At 62.0% G+C, this 16,333-nt stretch carries 18 protein-coding genes; 15 read left to right on the top strand and 3 right to left on the bottom strand.

Translation table 11 applies throughout. The annotated features are described in order from the left end of the window. The 3 genes from H597_RS0111945 to argS are packed head-to-tail and all read right to left on the bottom strand — an operon-like array spanning window position 1 to window position 3,083. Window positions 1–669 carry a thiol:disulfide interchange protein DsbA/DsbL gene (locus H597_RS0111945; protein WP_028102354.1) on the bottom strand — a complete coding sequence of 223 codons (669 nt, stop codon included), beginning with the start codon at window positions 667–669 and terminating at the stop codon, window positions 1–3. A 13-nt stretch (window positions 670–682) separates the two neighbouring features. After that, the gene (locus H597_RS0111940; protein ID WP_028102353.1) at window positions 683–1,366 is read right to left on the bottom strand and encodes an SPOR domain-containing protein; all 684 of its coding nucleotides are present in this window, start codon (window positions 1,364–1,366) and stop codon (window positions 683–685) included. 7 nt (window positions 1,367–1,373) lie between these two features. Further along, window positions 1,374–3,083 carry an arginine--tRNA ligase gene (gene argS, locus H597_RS0111935; protein ID WP_028102352.1) on the bottom strand — a complete coding sequence of 570 codons (1,710 nt, stop codon included), beginning with the start codon at window positions 3,081–3,083 and terminating at the stop codon, window positions 1,374–1,376. Window positions 3,084–3,756: 673 nt separating this feature from the next. Between argS and rsmB the strand changes: the two genes are divergently transcribed. The 15 genes from rsmB (at window position 3,757) to H597_RS0111860 (ending at window position 16,328) form a co-directional block, all read left to right on the top strand. Beyond that, window positions 3,757–5,106, top strand: coding sequence for a 16S rRNA (cytosine(967)-C(5))-methyltransferase RsmB (rsmB, locus tag H597_RS0111930; RefSeq protein ID WP_051293727.1), 1,350 nt, complete (start codon window positions 3,757–3,759; stop codon window positions 5,104–5,106). A gap of 64 nt (window positions 5,107–5,170) precedes the next feature. Continuing rightward, window positions 5,171–5,704, top strand: coding sequence for a DUF4390 domain-containing protein (locus tag H597_RS0111925; RefSeq protein ID WP_035373943.1), 534 nt, complete (start codon window positions 5,171–5,173; stop codon window positions 5,702–5,704). Continuing rightward, window positions 5,705–7,990 carry a sensor histidine kinase gene (locus H597_RS0111920; RefSeq protein WP_028102349.1) on the top strand — a complete coding sequence of 762 codons (2,286 nt, stop codon included), beginning with the start codon at window positions 5,705–5,707 and terminating at the stop codon, window positions 7,988–7,990. It begins immediately after the preceding gene. Between the two features lie 100 nt (window positions 7,991–8,090). Beyond that, window positions 8,091–8,807 (top strand): response regulator, encoded by a 717-nt coding sequence (locus tag H597_RS0111915; RefSeq protein WP_028102348.1) that lies wholly within the window; start codon window positions 8,091–8,093, stop codon window positions 8,805–8,807. After that, complete coding sequence (locus H597_RS30625) at window positions 8,804–9,166, top strand: hypothetical protein (protein WP_035373941.1); 363 nt, start codon at window positions 8,804–8,806, stop codon at window positions 9,164–9,166. Before H597_RS0111915 ends, H597_RS30625 begins: the two co-directional genes overlap by 4 nt. Before the next feature lie 55 nt (window positions 9,167–9,221). Then, window positions 9,222–9,479 carry a BTH_I0359 family protein gene (locus tag H597_RS0111905; protein WP_028102347.1) on the top strand — a complete coding sequence of 86 codons (258 nt, stop codon included), beginning with the start codon at window positions 9,222–9,224 and terminating at the stop codon, window positions 9,477–9,479. 255 nt (window positions 9,480–9,734) lie between these two features. Beyond that, entirely contained in the window at window positions 9,735–10,259 is a 525-nt protein-coding gene (locus H597_RS0111900; protein WP_154668073.1) for a hypothetical protein, read from the top strand. Window positions 10,260–10,288: 29 nt separating this feature from the next. Continuing rightward, complete coding sequence (locus H597_RS0111895; RefSeq protein ID WP_028102345.1) at window positions 10,289–10,657, top strand: hypothetical protein; 369 nt, start codon at window positions 10,289–10,291, stop codon at window positions 10,655–10,657. Between the two features lies 1 nt (window position 10,658). Next, window positions 10,659–11,513, top strand: a complete 855-nt coding sequence (locus H597_RS30620) for a DUF695 domain-containing protein (protein ID WP_035373940.1) — start codon at window positions 10,659–10,661, stop codon at window positions 11,511–11,513. 30 nt (window positions 11,514–11,543) lie between these two features. Then, window positions 11,544–12,200: a glutathione S-transferase family protein gene (locus tag H597_RS0111885; protein WP_028102344.1), complete on the top strand. Its 657-nt coding sequence runs from the start codon at window positions 11,544–11,546 to the stop codon at window positions 12,198–12,200. Between the two features lie 18 nt (window positions 12,201–12,218). After that, entirely contained in the window at window positions 12,219–13,223 is a 1,005-nt protein-coding gene (locus tag H597_RS0111880; protein ID WP_028102343.1) for an ankyrin repeat domain-containing protein, read from the top strand. A 19-nt stretch (window positions 13,224–13,242) separates the two neighbouring features. Continuing rightward, complete coding sequence (locus H597_RS0111875) at window positions 13,243–13,626, top strand: VOC family protein (protein ID WP_028102342.1); 384 nt, start codon at window positions 13,243–13,245, stop codon at window positions 13,624–13,626. A 54-nt stretch (window positions 13,627–13,680) separates the two neighbouring features. Next, on the top strand, window positions 13,681–14,160 hold the full coding sequence (locus H597_RS0111870) for a hypothetical protein (RefSeq protein ID WP_154668072.1): 480 nt from the start codon (window positions 13,681–13,683) through the stop codon (window positions 14,158–14,160). Between the two features lie 43 nt (window positions 14,161–14,203). Then, complete coding sequence (locus H597_RS0111865) at window positions 14,204–14,989, top strand: class II glutamine amidotransferase (RefSeq protein WP_035373935.1); 786 nt, start codon at window positions 14,204–14,206, stop codon at window positions 14,987–14,989. Window positions 14,990–15,044: 55 nt separating this feature from the next. After that, window positions 15,045–16,328, top strand: a complete 1,284-nt coding sequence (locus tag H597_RS0111860) for an EAL and HDOD domain-containing protein (protein ID WP_028102339.1) — start codon at window positions 15,045–15,047, stop codon at window positions 16,326–16,328. Window positions 16,329–16,333 lie beyond the last annotated feature (5 nt).

Genomic DNA, 16,333 nt, shown 5'->3' with positions numbered 1-16,333 from the left:
TTACTTCTTTTCAGACTTGGCTTTGGACACCAGGTAGTCCATCACAGCCAGGGCGTTGGCGTGCATCTGCTCTTCGTTCGGCGCCGGTTTGATGTTCCTGCTCGCTTCGGCCGGGGAAGTCATGTACTTGCCGTCGATAACCACCATCGGCCAGTAGTCGACCCGGTAGTCGCCCATCATGCGCTCGGTGCGGCGCACCTTGGCGCCCACGCCCAGGCCAGTGTAGGTTTCCGCGAACTTGCTTTTGTCGATGCCCGCGCCGGCGGCCCAGCCGAGCACTTCTGCATCGCTGCGCAGCGGCTTGTTCTGCACGTGCATGGCCTCGAACACCTTCTGGTGGTACTGCTCGACCAGGCCCATGGCCTCGAGCGAGAAGAACAGCTTCTGCTGCGGCAGCACCGCCGGACCGCGGCCCACATGCACGCGCTTGTAGACGATGTTGTCGCCTTGTTTCTTGACCCAGGCCGACAGGGATGGCTCGAACGCGTAGCAATGCGGGCAGTAGTAGGCGAAGAATTCGATGACTTCAACCTTCTTGCCGGTATCGACAGGCTGGGGCTCGGACAGTTTCACGTAGTCGGTGCCGGCAACCGGCGCTGCCGGCGACGCGCCGGCGGCAAAGGCCGCGCCGAACAAGGCAACTGCCAGCATCTGCTTGATCAGTTTCATCGTACTGACTCCCTTATTTCTGGTTGCGGACGACGGCGACGTCGATGCCGTTTTCGGACAGCTTGGCGCGCACCTTGTTCATCGCTTCCACCTGGGTGAAAGGCCCCATGCGCACGCGGTGCAGCACGCCCGCGTCGGTGGCGCGTTCGGAGACGGACGCCTCAAAGCCCAGCAGGGCCAGCTTGGCGCGCGTGTTTTCCGCGTCGCCGGCTTCGCGGAATGCGCCGGCCTGCAGGTAGTACACGAACTTGTCTTCGCCCGGCAATGCAGGCGCCGGAGCCGCCGCCTGCGCTGGCGGCGCGGCGCTGTTGAGCGGTGGCGGCGCCGCCGGCGACGTGGTCGCCGGCGCGGCGGGAGCCGGTGCCGGCTTGTCCCGGCCCTGTGCCTGGATATTGTCGACCACCTTCTGCAATTCGTCCGCGGCTGTCGGCTTGGCGGCATCGCGCTCGAAATCGCTGTTGGCCTTTTTCACGGCGTCCTTGTTGCCGTACATCGGCTTGTTGGGATCGGCGATCTGGCCGGATGCTTCATCGGTCGGTTTGCCGTTCTTCGGAACCTTGTCGGTGAACGGCGTCTGGCCTTTGGTGATCATCAGCGCCACGACGACGGCGATGACGAGGCCGATGACCAGGCCGATGACGATGCCAACCAGGGTGTTGCCTTGTTGGCGCACAGAGCGAATGGAGCGAAAAGCCATGAGTTCCTTACATTTGGTTAGGAGCGGATACGCCGATCAGTGCCAGGCCATTGCGCAGCACCTGGCGGGTGGCAACCATCAGCGCCAAGCGGGCCAGCTTGGTCGCCTCGTCTTCCACCAGCACTTTTTCGGCGAAGTAGAAGGAGTGCAGGGCGGCAGCCAGATCGCGCAGATAGAAGGCCACCTGGTGCGGGCCCAGTTCGGACTGGGCGCGGGCCAGCACTTCAGGATACTGGGCCAGGGCGGCCAGCAACGTCGCCTCGGTCGGCGCGGTCAGCGGCGACAGGTCGACGTTGGCCACGGACGCCTCGTCGCCGCCCCAGTTTTCCAGCATGCGGCAGATACGCGCGTGGGCGTACTGCACGTAGTAGACCGGGTTCTCGTCGGAAGTCTTCAGCGCCACGTCGACGTCGAACACGAATTCGGTGTCGGCTTTACGCGAGATCAGGAAGAAGCGCACCGCGTCGCGGCCCTTGGTGATATCGCCGCCGCCGGACCATTCGATCAGGTCGCGCACGGTGACGTAGGAACCGGCGCGCTTGGAGATCTTCACCTCGGCGCCGTCCTTCATCACGGTGACCATCTTGTGCAGCACGTAGTCAGGGAAGCCTTGCGGGACGCCCATGCCGACCGCCTGCAGGCCGGCGCGCACGCGGGCGATCGTGCCGTGGTGGTCGGAACCCTGGATGTTGATGGCCTGGGTGAAGCCGCGCTGGAACTTGACGATGTGATAGGCGACATCCGGCACGAAATAGGTGTAGCCGCCGTCGGTCTTGCGCATCACGCGGTCCTTGTCGTCGCCGTAGTCGGTGGTGCGCAGCCACAGCGCGCCGCCTTCTTCATAGGTGTGGCCGTTGGCGACCAGCGCCTCGACGGCCTTTTCCACCTTGCCGTCGGAGTACAGCGACGATTCCAGATAGTAGTTGTCGAACTTCACGCCGAAGGCCTGCAGGTCGATATCCTGCTCGTTGCGCAGGTAGGTGACCGCGAAGGCGCGGATATTGTCGATGTCTTCCACATCGCCGGAGCCGGTGACCGGCTGGCCGTCGGAGGCCGAGACGGTCTTCCTGGCCAGGAAATCGGCGGCGATGTCGGCGATGTAGTCGCCGTTGTAGGCCGATTCAGGCCACTCCGCGTCGCCCGGCTTGAAGCCGCGGGCACGGGACTGGACCGAGTTGGCCAGGGTCTGGATCTGCACGCCGGCGTCGTTGTAGTAGAACTCGCGAACGACCTTGGCGCCTTGCGCCTCGAACAGGGCGGACAGGGCGTCGCCCAGGGCCGCCTGGCGGCCGTGGCCCACGTGCAGCGGGCCGGTCGGGTTGGCCGAAACGAATTCGATGATGACGTTCTTGCCCGCCAGCGAGTCGCTCTGGCCGAAGGCGGCGCCCTGCTGCAGCACGGTCTTGACCACGGACTGCTTGGCGGCGTCGCTCACGCGCAGATTGATGAAGCCCGGGCCGGCGATTTCGGCGGAAGCTACCAGCGATTTGCCGGCAGGCGCTTCCAGCAGCGCGGCAACGATCTTTTGCGCCAGCTCGCGCGGATTCATTTTCAGCTGCTTGGCCAGCTGCATGGCGATATTGCAGGCGACGTCGCCGTGCGAGGCATCGCGCGGACGCTCCAGCACCACGTTGGCTTTAACGTCGGAACCTTCCAGGATAGGCGCAAGGGCGGACTGGAACAGGGAAATGATCTCTTGCTTTTGTTGGGCGAGCATGTGGTTGGCTGGGCGGCCGTTTCGGCCTGCCTCTATCTAAACGTCTGAAAGAGGAACATTATACTTGTTTGCAAGAACGGGTAAATCGGGGGAAACAGGCGGTTCGGCCGCCTATCCCGGGTACAATCTTGGTTTTCACAGATTTACCGCGATGAAGACGGCCTGACGGGCCGTTCCGCCGGCCGGCGGGCGCGATGACAGGATTGCAATGACTAAGAAAGAGCGCCCAACCTTATCCCTCAAACCCAAGGCGAAACCGGCTGCGCCGGCGGCCAAGGCGCCGCGCGCGCAGGGGGATGGCGCGGCGCGCCCGGGCGGTCCGCGCCCGGCTCGGCAATCCGGTGGCGAAGCGGCCCCGCGCACGAGTGCACCGCGCCCGGCCAGCGAAGGCGGCCAGCGCAGCTTCGGCCCGCGTCCCGAGCGCGACAACCGCGGCGCGGGCCGCAGCGAAGGGCGCGGCGACCGCGATCAGCGCGGCTTCGGCAAGCGCGAAGGCGCGGAATTCCGCAACGATTCGCGTGCGGATGGCGGCCAGCGCGGCGTTGGCAGCGCGCCGGGCGGCGCGGGTGCTGGTTCCGGTTCCGGCTCGGGCTCGCCATGGGCAGCCCGCAAGCCTGCCGCCCGTGGCATGGATACGCCGGCGCCGGCGCCGCGCGCTGCTGCCAAGCCAGCCATGCGCGAAAGCCACCACCGCGACCTGAAACCGCGCGTACAGACCAATTTCCAGTCCGAATTGAAGCAGGATTCTCTCGCTTTCGCCATCCTGGGCGCCGCCACCGCTGCCGTGCAAGTGCAGCACGGTACCGCCCTGCCGCAGGCGCTGGCGGCCGTATTTGCCGCCAACGACGCCATCCCCCAGGCGCGCGGCGCGATCCAGGACATCGGCTACCGCGCCATGCGCCAGCTGGCCCTGAGCGACATCCTGATCGGCCTGATGGCGCCCAAAGCGCCGGAGCCGCTGGTCCAGGCCCTGCTCTCGGTGGCCCTGCCGCTGATGCACCCGGCCGACGGCAGCCCGGCGCCCTACGAAGCCTTTACCGTGGTCGACCAGGCCGTGACGGCCGCCGCCTCGCACCCGGACACGGCACGCGCCAAGAACATGGTCAACGCCCTGCTGCGCCGCTTCCTGCGCGAGAAGGATGCGTTGCTCGATGAAGCCATGCAGCAGCCGGAGGCCAAATACAACTACCCGCAGTGGTGGATCGACGCCGTCATCACCGCCTACCCGAAACAGTGGGAGCAGCTGCTGGCGGCCGGCAACGAGCCGCCGCCGCTGACGCTGCGGGTCAACAGCCGCCGCACGAATGTGCCGGACTACCTGGCGCGCCTGGCGCAAGCTGGCATGGAAGCGGTCCGCATCGGCGCATACGCGGTGCGCCTGGCCAGGCCGGTGCCGGTGCAGCAGATCCCTGGCTTCGCCGAAGGCGAGGTCTCGGTGCAGGATGCCGGCGCCCAGCTGGCTGCCCCGCTGCTGGACGTCCAGCCGGGCATGCGCGTGCTGGACGCTTGCGCCGCGCCCGGCGGCAAGACTTGCCATATCCTCGAGCTGACCGATGTCAATTTGACAGCATTGGATGCCGATCCGAAGCGCCTGCTGCGCGTCCAGGAGAACCTCGAGCGCCTGCAATTGCAGGCAACGCTGCAGGCGGCCGAGGCCCAGGCGGACGGCTGGTGGGACGGTCAGCCGTTCGACCGCATTCTGGCCGACGTGCCTTGCACCGCCTCCGGCATTGTGCGCCGCCATCCGGATATCCGCTGGCTGCGCCGCAAGAGCGATACCCGTCAACTTGCAACACTTTCGTCGCAAATTCTCGACAACCTTTGGAAAATGCTCGCCCCCAATGGTAAATTGCTGTTCGTGACATGTTCGTTGTGGCCGCAGGAGTCCGAGGCGCAGGCGGCCGCTTTCGCGGTGCGCAATCGCGCCACCCGCCTCGATGCGCCCGGCCAGATGCTGCCCCTGGGCGGCGCCGAGCAGGATCACGATGGTTTGTTCTACGCATTGTTCCGGAAAGATGCGTGACTTTTTAACGAGCACCAGGCAAGTGATCCAAAGATTTTTTCGACTCCTTTGCTGGCAGTTGCTGTTGACGCTTGCCTGCGCGTTGCCGCACGCCGCCCACGCCTCCGATGAGACGGTGGAGATCACGCGCGCCTATATCGAGGCGGCGGAAGAGGGATATCGCCTGCGTGCCGACTACGCCTTCGAATTGAGCCACGGCCTGGAAGACGCCGTGCAATCGGGCGTTTCCCTGCACTTCACCACTGAAATCAGCTTTACCCGCCCGCGCTGGTACTGGTTCGACGAAAAAGCCGTCACCGCCAGGCGCACCCATAAATTGTGGTACGACGTGCTGACGCGCCAGTACCATGTCAAGATCATCGGCTCCGTGGCCCAGCCCTTCCAGACGCTGGAAGAGGCGCTGTTTTTCATTCGCCGTCCTACCCGCTGGGTCGTCGCGCCGCGCGGCGCCTTGAAGGTGGGCGAAACGTACAACGTCTCCCTGAAGATGGGCATGGACAAAGATTTCCTGCCCAAGCCGATCCAGGTCAATGCCTTCAACAACAGCGAGTGGCGGCTCTCGTCCAAACAGAAAACCTTCCAGTACAGGGCTGAGTAAGTGAGATCAGCCCTCAGGTATTTGTTTGTCGTCGCGGGCGCGGCCTGCAGCATATTGCTGTTCCTGCTCGCATCGGCCTCCGACAACTCCGGCCTGTTCGACCGCTATTACGGCTGGCTGCTCGGCCTGAATGCGTCCGTCGCCGTGGCCCTGGTGCTGCTGGTCGGCGTCTCCCTGTTCCGCCTGTATTCGCGCTACAAGAGCGGCAAATTCGGCTCGCGCCTGATGACGCGGCTGGTGGTGCTGTTTGCCGCCATCGGCGTGCTCCCCGGCCTGGTGATCTTCCTGGTGTCGGTGCAGTTCGTGTCGCACTCCATCGATTCCTGGTTCAATGTGCGTGTCGAGGAAGCGCTGGACGCCGGCCTTGACCTGGGCCGCTCGGCGCTGGATGAATCGCTGGCCGAGCTCGAAGCGCAGGCGCGCGGCACCGTGCGCCAGCTGGCGGAAGACCCGTTCTACGCCGCCCCGGCCACGCTGGCGCGCTTCGTGCGCCGCCACCCCGGCACCCAGAGCGCCATCATCGTCGACGCGGACGGCGGCCTGATCGTGTCCGCCATGGGCGAGCGCCGCATCAACCTGTCGGCCGACCTGCCTTCCGCGGTCATGCTGGCCAAGGCCAAGGACGATCCATCCTACGCCGCCTACGAGGGCGGCGGCGAACTGCGCGACGACCATATCGGTGCCCCGCAGCCGGCGCCGCTCGACGCCAACAGCGTGCTGCGCCTGCGCGTGCTGATGGCCATTCCCGACCCGGTGCAGCCGTCCGGCGCCCACCTGGCTCCACGCTATCTGCAGATCATCCAGGCGGTGCCGCAGAAGCTGGCCAGCAACGGCGAAATGCTGCGCACCGCCTTCTCCGAATACAAGGAGCGCTTCGTGGCCCGCGTCGGCCTGCGCAAGATGTATATCGAAACGCTGACCCTGACGCTGCTGCTGGCGGTGTTCGGCGCCATCGCGGCTGCCTTCCTGATCGCCAACGACCTGGCGCAGCCGCTCTTGCTGCTGGCCGAGGGCACCCGCGCCGTGGCCGAAGGCGACCTGTCGCCGCGCCCCATTGTGGCCAGCTCGGATGAGCTGGGTACGCTGACCCAATCCTTCAACACCATGACGCGCCAGCTGTCCGACGCGCGCGGCGCCGTGGAGCGCAACCGGATCGCGCTGCAGAACGCCAAGGCCCACCTGGAATCGGTGCTGGCAAACATGTCCGCCGGGGTGATGGTGCTCGATTCCGACTTCCGCCTGGTCACCTGCAACGATTCGGTCGAACGCATCCTGCAGCACGCGGGCGTGACCCTGATCGGCCAGCCGCTGGCGGAGGTGGAGGGCATGCAGGAATTCGCTTCCGCCATCATCAGCGCCTTCTCGACCCAGAGCGCGCAGACGGCGGCCGGACGCAACGTGGCGCGCCTGCACTGGCAGCGCCAGATCGAGATCCCGCGCAAGCCCGACAGCCCGGAAGACAGCGAACAGATCCTGCTGACGCGCGGCTCGCGCCTGCCGCTGGAAACCGGCACCGGCTATATCGTCGTGTTCGACGATATCACCGACGTGATTTCGGCCCAGCGCTCGATCGCCTGGGGCGAAGTGGCGCGCCGCCTGGCCCATGAAATCAAGAATCCGCTGACGCCGATCCAGCTGTCGGCCGAACGCCTGCAGATGAAGCTTGAATCCAAGCTGGCGGGTGCCGATGTGGAATTGCTGAACAGAGCCTCCACCACCATCGTCAACCAGGTCTCGGCCATGAAACGCATGGTCGACGACTTCCGCGATTACGCGCGCACTCCGCCGGCCGTACTGCAGCCGCTTGACCTGAACTCGCTGATCGAAGACATCCTGCACCTGTACGTGAGCGGCGAGGGCAACGACATTGTGCACGCCAGCCTGGCGCCCGCGCTGCCCATGATCCTGGGCGATGACACACAATTGCGCCAGGTAATCCACAACTTGCTGCAAAATGCGCAGGACGCGCTGCAGGAGCATCCGCCGGCCGATGCCGAGCCGCGCATCGACGTGGTCACGGAGGGCATCATCTACCAGAGCGCGGATGGCGGAACACGTATTGCAGTGCGCCTCTCAATCTCGGACAATGGCCCCGGTTTCGCACCGAAAATCCTGGCCAATGCGTTCGAACCGTATGTGACATCGAAGGCCAAGGGCACCGGCCTGGGCCTGGCGATGGTGAAAAAGATTATCGAAGAACATGGGGGCCGGATCGATATCCAGAACCGTGACGATAGTAGTGGAGCGTCGGTGCTGATTTTGCTGTTAAAGTTGGCGTCGGTGTAGTTGGCATAATATTGTTGGACTAATAAAATCATTGTCGTGCCGACAGGTATAGAATGCCTGCGTAGAGAGCGATAAAAATGAGGGAAGGGGCAAGGGATACATGGCAAACATTCTCGTAGTTGATGATGAAATGGGCATCCGGGAGTTACTCTCGGAAATCCTGGGCGACGAAGGCCACGCGGTGACGCTGGCTGAAAACGCCCAACAGGCGCGCATGGCGCGCGCCGGAGGGGCGCCCGATCTGGTCTTGCTCGACATCTGGATGCCCGATACGGACGGCGTCACGCTGCTCAAGGAATGGCAGCGCGACGGCTTGCTGACCATGCCGGTGATCATGATGTCGGGACACGCGACGATTGATACCGCAGTGGAAGCGACCCGCATCGGCGCCATGAATTTCCTGGAAAAGCCGATTGCGATGCAAAAGCTGCTGAAGGCGGTGCAAGCCGGCCTGAGCCGCGCGCAGGAAGCGGTCAGGGCCCCGGTCCTGGCCTCGCGTCCGGTCATGCAGGCGCCGGTCGAGGAAAGCGGCAGTTTCGGCCAGACGCAAATGGTGCAGCAGCCGGTGACCCACAACCTGGGCATGGCGCGCGCCGTCAACGGCGACAACCCGATCTTCAACCTGTCGTTCGACCTGCCGCTGCGTGAAGCGCGCGACGCGTTCGAGCGCATGTACTTCGAACACCACCTGGGCCGCGAAGGCGGCAGTATGACCCGCGTGGCCGAAAAGACCGGGCTGGAACGCACCCATTTGTACCGCAAGCTGAAGCAACTGGGCGTGGAGCCAGGCAAGCTGTCGAAGAAGAACCAGGCTTGATTTCCACTATCCTGGTAACGGGACCGACGGCCGCAGCGCGTGAAAACGCGATAGCGGCCGTTTTGTCGCCTGGCCGGCCAACCGCCATCATCATTGAAGGTATGGCCGACGGCAACTCCAGTTTAGTATATGATGAAAGTGACTCAGCCGCCTGGCAGGTGCATCGTATCGCCCCTGGCTGCCTATGCTGCGCCGGCAATCTGGTATTACGTGTAACCTTGAATCGCCTCTTGCGCCGTCCCCCGGCGCAGCTCTTTATCAGCCTGGCTGATGCCACCCACGTGGATCGCCTGCGCGCCATGCTTGAAGCGGCACCTTACGACGCCTTGCTGCGCCTGGAGCCGGTACTGACCGCTTGAATTCGGCTGACACAGCCCCATCTCGGTTTGGCAACGGAACTGTGAAGGAAGCGATATGAACCTGATTTACAACAGCGAGCAATACAGTGTTGTCGAATTTGGCGCGGACCGTAGCCTGGAAGCCTTGCGCTTCGGCGGTTATGAGATCGTCGACAAGGGCGGCAAACGCGAAATCTTCATTGCCGGGGTCCTGGCGCAGAACTTCCGCCGCGACGTTAATGAATTGATTGCCAGCGAGCCCACGATGGAGGAAATCGACGATTTCCTGGGCAATTACGAAGCACTGATGAGTCAGCCGGTGCTGCTGCACTAAGCTTGAAGCATTCTTCCGTGGAGCGCTCCCTTGCTCCACTGTCGGGCAGCCATGTCAGTGCTGCCCGTTTTTTCCCGGATATGGCATAGTGGCGTTTTGCTAAAACGTTAATGCCATTAAATGTGTTCAAGAATTGCGGTTGCCGCAGCCATTTCTCTGCTCGCGGGCACAAGCCTGCACGCGGCTCCTCTGGAACTGACATGCTCGGGGTCTGACAGCGAGCAAGCACGCATTCGTGCCCATGCTGCAGGTGTCGTGACGCGAACGAGCACGCACCAACTGCAGGTTCGTACCAGCGCCGGCGTGCAGACATTCAGCGACAAGCCGCCACATAATGAGCCATTGGAAGGGGTTCATTACTTCTTTTGTGACCGTAAGGAAGGGTTCATCTTGCTGAATGTGGAAGACGGGATGTCGTTCACCGGCAAGTTGATCAATGAACGGACGGGGGCGGTGACCGATGCCGGGCGCAGCGTCCTGTTCTCCGAAGACCGGCGTGCTTACCTGATCAGCGAGTACTCGAACGGGATGGATGGCAATGAATGGAAGGTCTATTCAGTCAAAGGCGATTTGTCCTGGTACGGCTACGACAGTACTCGATCAGATGAACAAGGGCAATCGGGCGCTACCTTGCGAGATCCGGTATGGATGCCCAATGGCGAGCTGGTTGCAACCGCAGCGTGCTTCACGGACCAGGCGCGCAAGTGGAAGGTCAAGCTGGTGAGACAAGACATTGTCTGGGATTGGGCGCCACGCAAGAAGTGCCCTGCCGCGCGGTGACCTGCATCCATAGCCTGAAGGGATAATAAATGGTTGTTGGCCGGATGTTCGTGGCAGGATTGGCGATTACCCTGGCGCAGGGCGCGCACGCCCATGGGGGCGGCTTGTGGTATCCCATGACGGTATCCCTTTGCCTGATCCAGGACGAACAATACGCGTCGCTCCCGATGGGGAAGGCGTTCTCGAGCGAGGAAGGCTTCGTGCGATGGAAGAACGATCTGTCTCCCGACGTGCGGGCTTGTATAAGCCAGGCCAAGCCGGTACCGGCCCGCCTCTGTAAAGCTCTCCTGGCGCCGCCGCCAAATCAGCGGCAAGAGAAGGAGATGCTGGACAAGTTGTACCAGCAATACTCACTGGACATTGACAGCCTTGGCGAAAAGCTCGGCTGCAAACGTTAAAATGGCTTCCCAGCACTTTCGCATCACGCAACTAGAGCGTGCAATCATAGGGTTTCTGGTGGCGCCAGCCGTGCCGGCCGGTCTGCTCTATTTTTATGGACTGGCCAAGGGATACGGCGACGCTGCCGTTGTCGGTCCGTTTATCCTGATTTTCGTCGCATATGCCGCCACCGTACTGATGGGCGTGCCAGCATACCTTATGATGAAAAAAAAGCGGATCCATAGCTTCGCGGCTTATATTCTGTTCGGGGGGCTGGTTGGATTTGTTTTTAGTGTTCTGCTTACTGTAGTTGACACTTATCCGGGACAGTTCTTTGCTGTCCTGCGCAATTCGCTCGGAGCTTCTCTCGTCGCGACACTGTATTCGGCAACGGCAGCGGCAGTGTTCTGGGTTATTACCGTTTGGCGCTCACCAAAAGGACCGGCTGTTGCGGCACATGGCTTTGCTGATGAGAAGTCCGATTGGTCAATGCTCCAATGGGAGAGTGAAGGCGGCCCAGTGCTTCTTCAATCAAGGGATGCGAAACCGGAAGACAAGCGCGGCTTGTATGAAACTGCGGTCGTCATGGAATGGAGATTTGCCGCCGCAGGGCTTCCGGACGAAGCCACCATGAGCTGCGTCTACCTGTTCGAAGACGCGCTGGAAGCGATCCGCAACGAGGGTGTTGCCGTTCACGTCCATACCCTGACGGGAAACGGGTTGCGCGAATGGTGCTATTACACGGGGAATTACCCGGCCTTTGAAACGCGGCTTAATGAGGTGCTAGCGTCTCTGCCGAAATTGCCGATTGAAGTCTCCTTTCAAGCCGACCCGCAATGGGATTACTGGCGAAAAGCACGTTCGCTGACAAGTTAGATCTTAAGGACTTGCGGCGCAGGAGGTCGAGTGACATCAACCACTACCAATGACATGCTGCGCTTGTACGGAGCGGCCGCTTCCGGTTCCGTCGCCGTGGAGGCAGTACTGACGCTACTGGATATCCCATTCAAGCTGATTGAGGGAGAGACCTGGTCATCCGACGCTGCCCGCGACCTTGTCGGCGAACGGAATCCATTGCGGCAGGTTCCAACGCTGCTGCTCCCGGGCGGTGAGACCTTGACGGAAAGCGCAGCCATCCTGATCCACCTTGCCGATTCCCATCCGGACGCCGGCTTGTCGCCGGCCTTGAGCGATCCCTTACGCGGACAATTCCTGCGCTGGATGTTTTTCGTCTCGTCGGCCATCTATTCACTACATTGGATCAAGCCGGATGTGAGCCGGATTGGCGCGTCCCAAAGCGCAAGGGATGACGTGGTGAATGCAGTCCATGAACGTATCGCATTCTGTTGGCGTAATATGGATGCGCAGCTGACGCCATCCACATATCTGCTGGGCGATACGTTGAGCGTTCTCGATATCTACGTGGCCGTCGTTTCCCGTTTCGGGCCGTGGCGCGAGCGTTTCTATGCCGAAGCGCCGAAGATGACAGCGGCAATCAGGCGCGTCGACCATGAGCCGAGACTCAAGGCTCTCTGGGAGCAGCGCTTTCCCCATGATTCATAAATTCACAGTTGAGCAGTGATGGCAAAGGCGAAGAAAAAACTCTTACCAAAAAACTTCGAGGACCTGCTGAAGGCGGGCGACCTGGCGCAGTTGCAAACGGTTTTTGAGACGTGCGATATCAACGCACGTGGCGGCAGTGCGAAAGAGACTGCGCTGGCCTTCGATGACTGCTCTCCAGAACTGGAGCGCTGGCTGGTCGCTGAAGGCGCCGATTTGTCGGCGTCGGACGTGCGGGGTAACACCCCGCTTCACTCGCGTGCCCGGAGTCGCCTCGGGAGTATTGCGGGGCTGCTTGAATTGGGCGCTGACCTGAACAGCAACGCATCGATCGGTACGCCGCTGCACGCCGCAGCCGATTCATACAACGTCCCGAATGCGCGTCTCCTGGTCGAGCGAGGGGCGGACGTCAATGCGCTCAATCGCGACGGATTGACTCCGCTGGAATTGGCCTTACGCCGCTGCCGCAACGTTGACCTTGAGGATATGGCGCCGCTGGCCGAGCTTCTTCTGGCGGCAGGCGCTTCGACATCCCCCGCGATGAAGCAAGTCGTGGCGGAACTCGGCAAGACTTTTGAGTTTCACCGGAGCGCATTCAATCCGGACTTGCGTGACGCCGCCAGCGCTGGCCTGAACCGCCTATACGAGCTGTTTGGCGCCGCACCGGTTGCGCCACGCCTTATCCATGACGGGACTGCACCAATTGCCGTGCAGGGCGGAAGCTGGCAGGAACAGCACGATATGCTGTGGGCGTTCCTGGTGCCATCCAGCGGCCCTGCGGCGACGGTGCAAGGCGAGGTGATTCGTATTTCAGGACGCATCGCCAATGAACTGGAGGGAAATGGCGGGGTCAATTGGGATGCGGATTACAAGGCCATGGCGGAAGCCTTTGTGAAGCACCTTGCGCTCGCGGAGCCGGCGTCGGAGCTGGTCAAGGACAGCGCTCGCATGGCCCAGCTTGCAGTCGCCTGGGTTGCGCAACATCCGGTCCCGATCCCGCTTGGGCGGACGGAATACAAGCGATAGGCGGATCACGGGAGGGCGTATGAAACGGACCTGGACCATCATCGGCGTCGCCGATGTCGCTCGAAGCTTCGACTGGTACCAGTCCTTGTTTGGACAATCGAGGACTGGCCCCGCCCACGATTTCTTCGGACAAATCGTCGATGAGGATGGAACGGTCCTGCTTTGCCTTCACCAATGGGGCTCGCATGACCATCCCACGCTGGAAAGTCCTGGCCCGGCGCAACCCGGCAACGGCTTGCTGCTGTTCTTCCGCGTGGACGATTTCGACGCTTGCCTGGCCAGGGCGCGCGCTCGGGCAATGAAGCTGGAGGCGGAGCCCGGCGTGAATCCCAATGCCGGCACATTGGAGTTTGCACTGCGTGACCCAGACGGTTATTACGTTATGGTCAGTGCCTGCGGCTGAAGTACTCCAGTATCATCGCTGGAATTCCTTCAATGACCTTACCAGGAAACTCCCTTGCGCTTCTTATTCTCGATCTGTTTAGCTGCGTTGTTAAGCATGCCTGCCTTCGCCGCTGATGCGCTGCCGCGTTCCATCGTGTATGAGGATCGCTTTATCTGGACCCTGGCATCGCGCCTGTCTGACGACCTGGTGGAATTCCAAAAAAGGCATGGAATCCTCAAGACCGTGCAGGAGCAAGGCGAGATGGGGATGCAGTACGAGATCCTTTTCCATAATTATCTGGCCAGGTGCGATGGCCCACTGCCTGAATTGGCAAAGCGGATCGGCGACGTCAAGATCAGTGCTCCCGAGAATGATCCGGAGCGCCTGTCCGCGGCTTACTTTTCCGTGCTGGACCAAACCTCCTGGAACACCATCAACCAGTGGCGGTCCGCAATCTTGTTGTCGCTGATGGATTCTTTGGCGTCCGGCAAATACTCATATTTCCCGGAATGTATCACCCCCGGCTTCCTGGCGCAGAATGACATGCCTTAGCACGTATTGTTGCCTCGGCTCCCCAACCTGTTAAAGTTGAGGGATGTGCCAATTATTAGCGATGAACTGCAATGTCCCGACCGACATTGTGTTCAGTTTTACCGGCTTTGCCCTGCGTGGCGGCCAGACCGATACCCACCATGACGGCTGGGGCATCGCCTTTTTCGAAGGCGCCGGCGTGCGGCATTTTGTCGACCACCAGGCCGCCATCCATTCGCCGATCGCGGAGCTGATCAAGAACTACCCGATCAAGTCGAAGAATGTGATCGCACACATCCGCAAGGCCACGCAGGGCGAGGTCATGCTGGAAAACTGCCATCCCTTCGTGCGCGAATTGTGGGGCCGCTACTGGGTGTTCGCCCATAATGGCGACCTGAAGGAGTTCGCGCCGGTGCTGCACGGGCCCTTCCGTCCCGTCGGTACCACCGACAGCGAGCAGGCCTTCTGCCTGATCCTGCAGGAACTGAGCGAGCGCTTCGGCGACACCTGCCCGCCGCTGCCGATGCTGCGCGCCCAGGTGGAGAAGACGGTGCGCAGCATTGCGGCCCACGGTACCTTCAATATGATGCTGTCCGACGGCCGCGCCATGTTTGCGCACTGCTCGACCAATCTGCACTACATCGTGCGCCAGTATCCTTTTGATAAGGCCAAGTTGTCGGATGAGGATGTGAGCGTCGACTTTTCCCAGGTCACCACGCCGAACGACCGGGTTGCCGTGATCGTCACCCAGCCGCTAACTACCAATGAACAATGGACTCCCTTCTCGGCGGGCGAGATGAAATGCTTTGTGGATGGCCTGCCGCAGAAACGGGACTTCGAGCAAATTTAGACAGACACCGGCATATTTTGATGCCAAAATGTTAGTACACGTCAGGAATCTCCCTATGATCGACCTTTCCAGCAACGATGCGGCCTCCCAGAGCCTGAAAGTTCGCGAATTCTATCTGGGCCGGCAGCCGATCTTGGACCGGAACCAGGCCCTGTTCGGCTATGAGTTGCTTTTTCGCAACGCTCCCGTCGGGCCCGCAAATATCAATACTTCCCCGCTGTCGGCCACCGCGGCAGTGATCGCCCATGCGGCGCAACTGGGCATGGAGCGCACGATTGGCGACGCCATCGGCTTCGTCAATGTCGATGCGGACGCCATCCTGAGCGATATCTTCGGCTTCCTGCCGCGCGAAAAACTGGTGCTGGAGGTGAGCGGGGCAACGGCCCTGGCGCCGGAAGTACTATCGCGCATGTCGGAGCTGGTCAGCCACGGTTTCCGCTTCGCGCTCGACGACATCAACCCCGATTCGCCGCAACTGCCGGCGCTGCTGCCGATGGTGGAATACGTCAAGCTGTCGATGCGCGCCATGCCGCTGGATGGCCTGGTACGCCTGGCGCCGCGCTTCAAGCAGGACGGCAAGAAGCTGGTGGCCTGCAAGGTCGAGAACCGCGACGAATTCAAGAACTGCCTGGACCTGGGCTGCGATTACTTCCAGGGCTATTACTTCGCCAAGCCGGTCATCATGAGCGGCAAGAAGCTGTCGCCGTCGCAGTTGGCGGTGATGGAGCTGATGACCCTGGTGACCTCCGATGCGGACAACGCCGACATCGAGCGCGCCATCAAGAAGGACGTGTCGCTGGCGCTGAACCTGCTGCGTCTGGTGAACACGCCGGCGGTCGGCGCCCGCCAGCGCATCGATTCCCTGAGCCAGGCCGTGCATATCCTGGGGCGCCGCCAATTGCAGCGCTGGCTGCAGATCATGCTGTACGCCGAGCCGGGCAAGCGCGGCCACTCGATGACGCCTTTGCTGATGCTGGCCACCACGCGCGGCCGCCTGCTGGAACTGCTGGCCACCAAGCTGCGGCCGGCGCACCGCCATGTGGCCGATATCGCTTTCACCGTCGGCATCATGTCGCTGATGGATACGCTGTTCGGCATCCCGATGCAGGAAATCCTCACCCAGATTCCAATGGGCGACGAAGTCTGCGAAGCGCTGATGTTCCGTGGCGGCTTCTTCGGCGACCTGCTCAAGCTGGCCGAATGCATCGAGCGCCTGGAAGACATGGATACGCGCATCCTGCCGGCGCTGGCCGACCTCGCGATTTCGACCGAGGAACTGGTGGAGCTGGAAATGTCGGCATTCGAATGGAGTGACAACGTCGTGCGCTACGCCCTTTAGAGGTA

The sequence above is a fragment of the Pseudoduganella violaceinigra DSM 15887 genome, from assembly GCF_000425385.1.
Classification (GTDB): Bacteria; Pseudomonadota; Gammaproteobacteria; order Burkholderiales; family Burkholderiaceae_D; genus Rugamonas; species Rugamonas violaceinigra.
This window is presented reverse-complemented; position numbering and strand designations above follow the sequence as displayed.

What these genes read in the sequence shown, in the direction of transcription:
- H597_RS0111945 (WP_028102354.1), bottom strand. Translation starts at nt 669, where the DNA reads ATGAAACTGATCAAGCAGATGCTGGCAGTTGCCTTGTTCGGCGCGGCC.
- H597_RS0111940 (WP_028102353.1), bottom strand. Translation starts at nt 1,366, where the DNA reads ATGGCTTTTCGCTCCATTCGCTCTGTGCGCCAACAAGGCAACACCCTG.
- argS (WP_028102352.1), bottom strand. Translation starts at nt 3,083, where the DNA reads ATGCTCGCCCAACAAAAGCAAGAGATCATTTCCCTGTTCCAGTCCGCC.
- rsmB (WP_051293727.1), top strand. Translation starts at nt 3,757, where the DNA reads ATGCGCGAAAGCCACCACCGCGACCTGAAACCGCGCGTACAGACCAAT.
- H597_RS0111915 (WP_028102348.1), top strand. Translation starts at nt 8,091, where the DNA reads ATGGCAAACATTCTCGTAGTTGATGATGAAATGGGCATCCGGGAGTTA.
- H597_RS0111905 (WP_028102347.1), top strand. Translation starts at nt 9,222, where the DNA reads ATGAACCTGATTTACAACAGCGAGCAATACAGTGTTGTCGAATTTGGC.
- H597_RS0111895 (WP_028102345.1), top strand. Translation starts at nt 10,289, where the DNA reads ATGGTTGTTGGCCGGATGTTCGTGGCAGGATTGGCGATTACCCTGGCG.
- H597_RS30620 (WP_035373940.1), top strand. Translation starts at nt 10,659, where the DNA reads ATGGCTTCCCAGCACTTTCGCATCACGCAACTAGAGCGTGCAATCATA.
- H597_RS0111880 (WP_028102343.1), top strand. Translation starts at nt 12,219, where the DNA reads ATGGCAAAGGCGAAGAAAAAACTCTTACCAAAAAACTTCGAGGACCTG.
- H597_RS0111875 (WP_028102342.1), top strand. Translation starts at nt 13,243, where the DNA reads ATGAAACGGACCTGGACCATCATCGGCGTCGCCGATGTCGCTCGAAGC.
- H597_RS0111865 (WP_035373935.1), top strand. Translation starts at nt 14,204, where the DNA reads ATGTGCCAATTATTAGCGATGAACTGCAATGTCCCGACCGACATTGTG.
- H597_RS0111860 (WP_028102339.1), top strand. Translation starts at nt 15,045, where the DNA reads ATGATCGACCTTTCCAGCAACGATGCGGCCTCCCAGAGCCTGAAAGTT.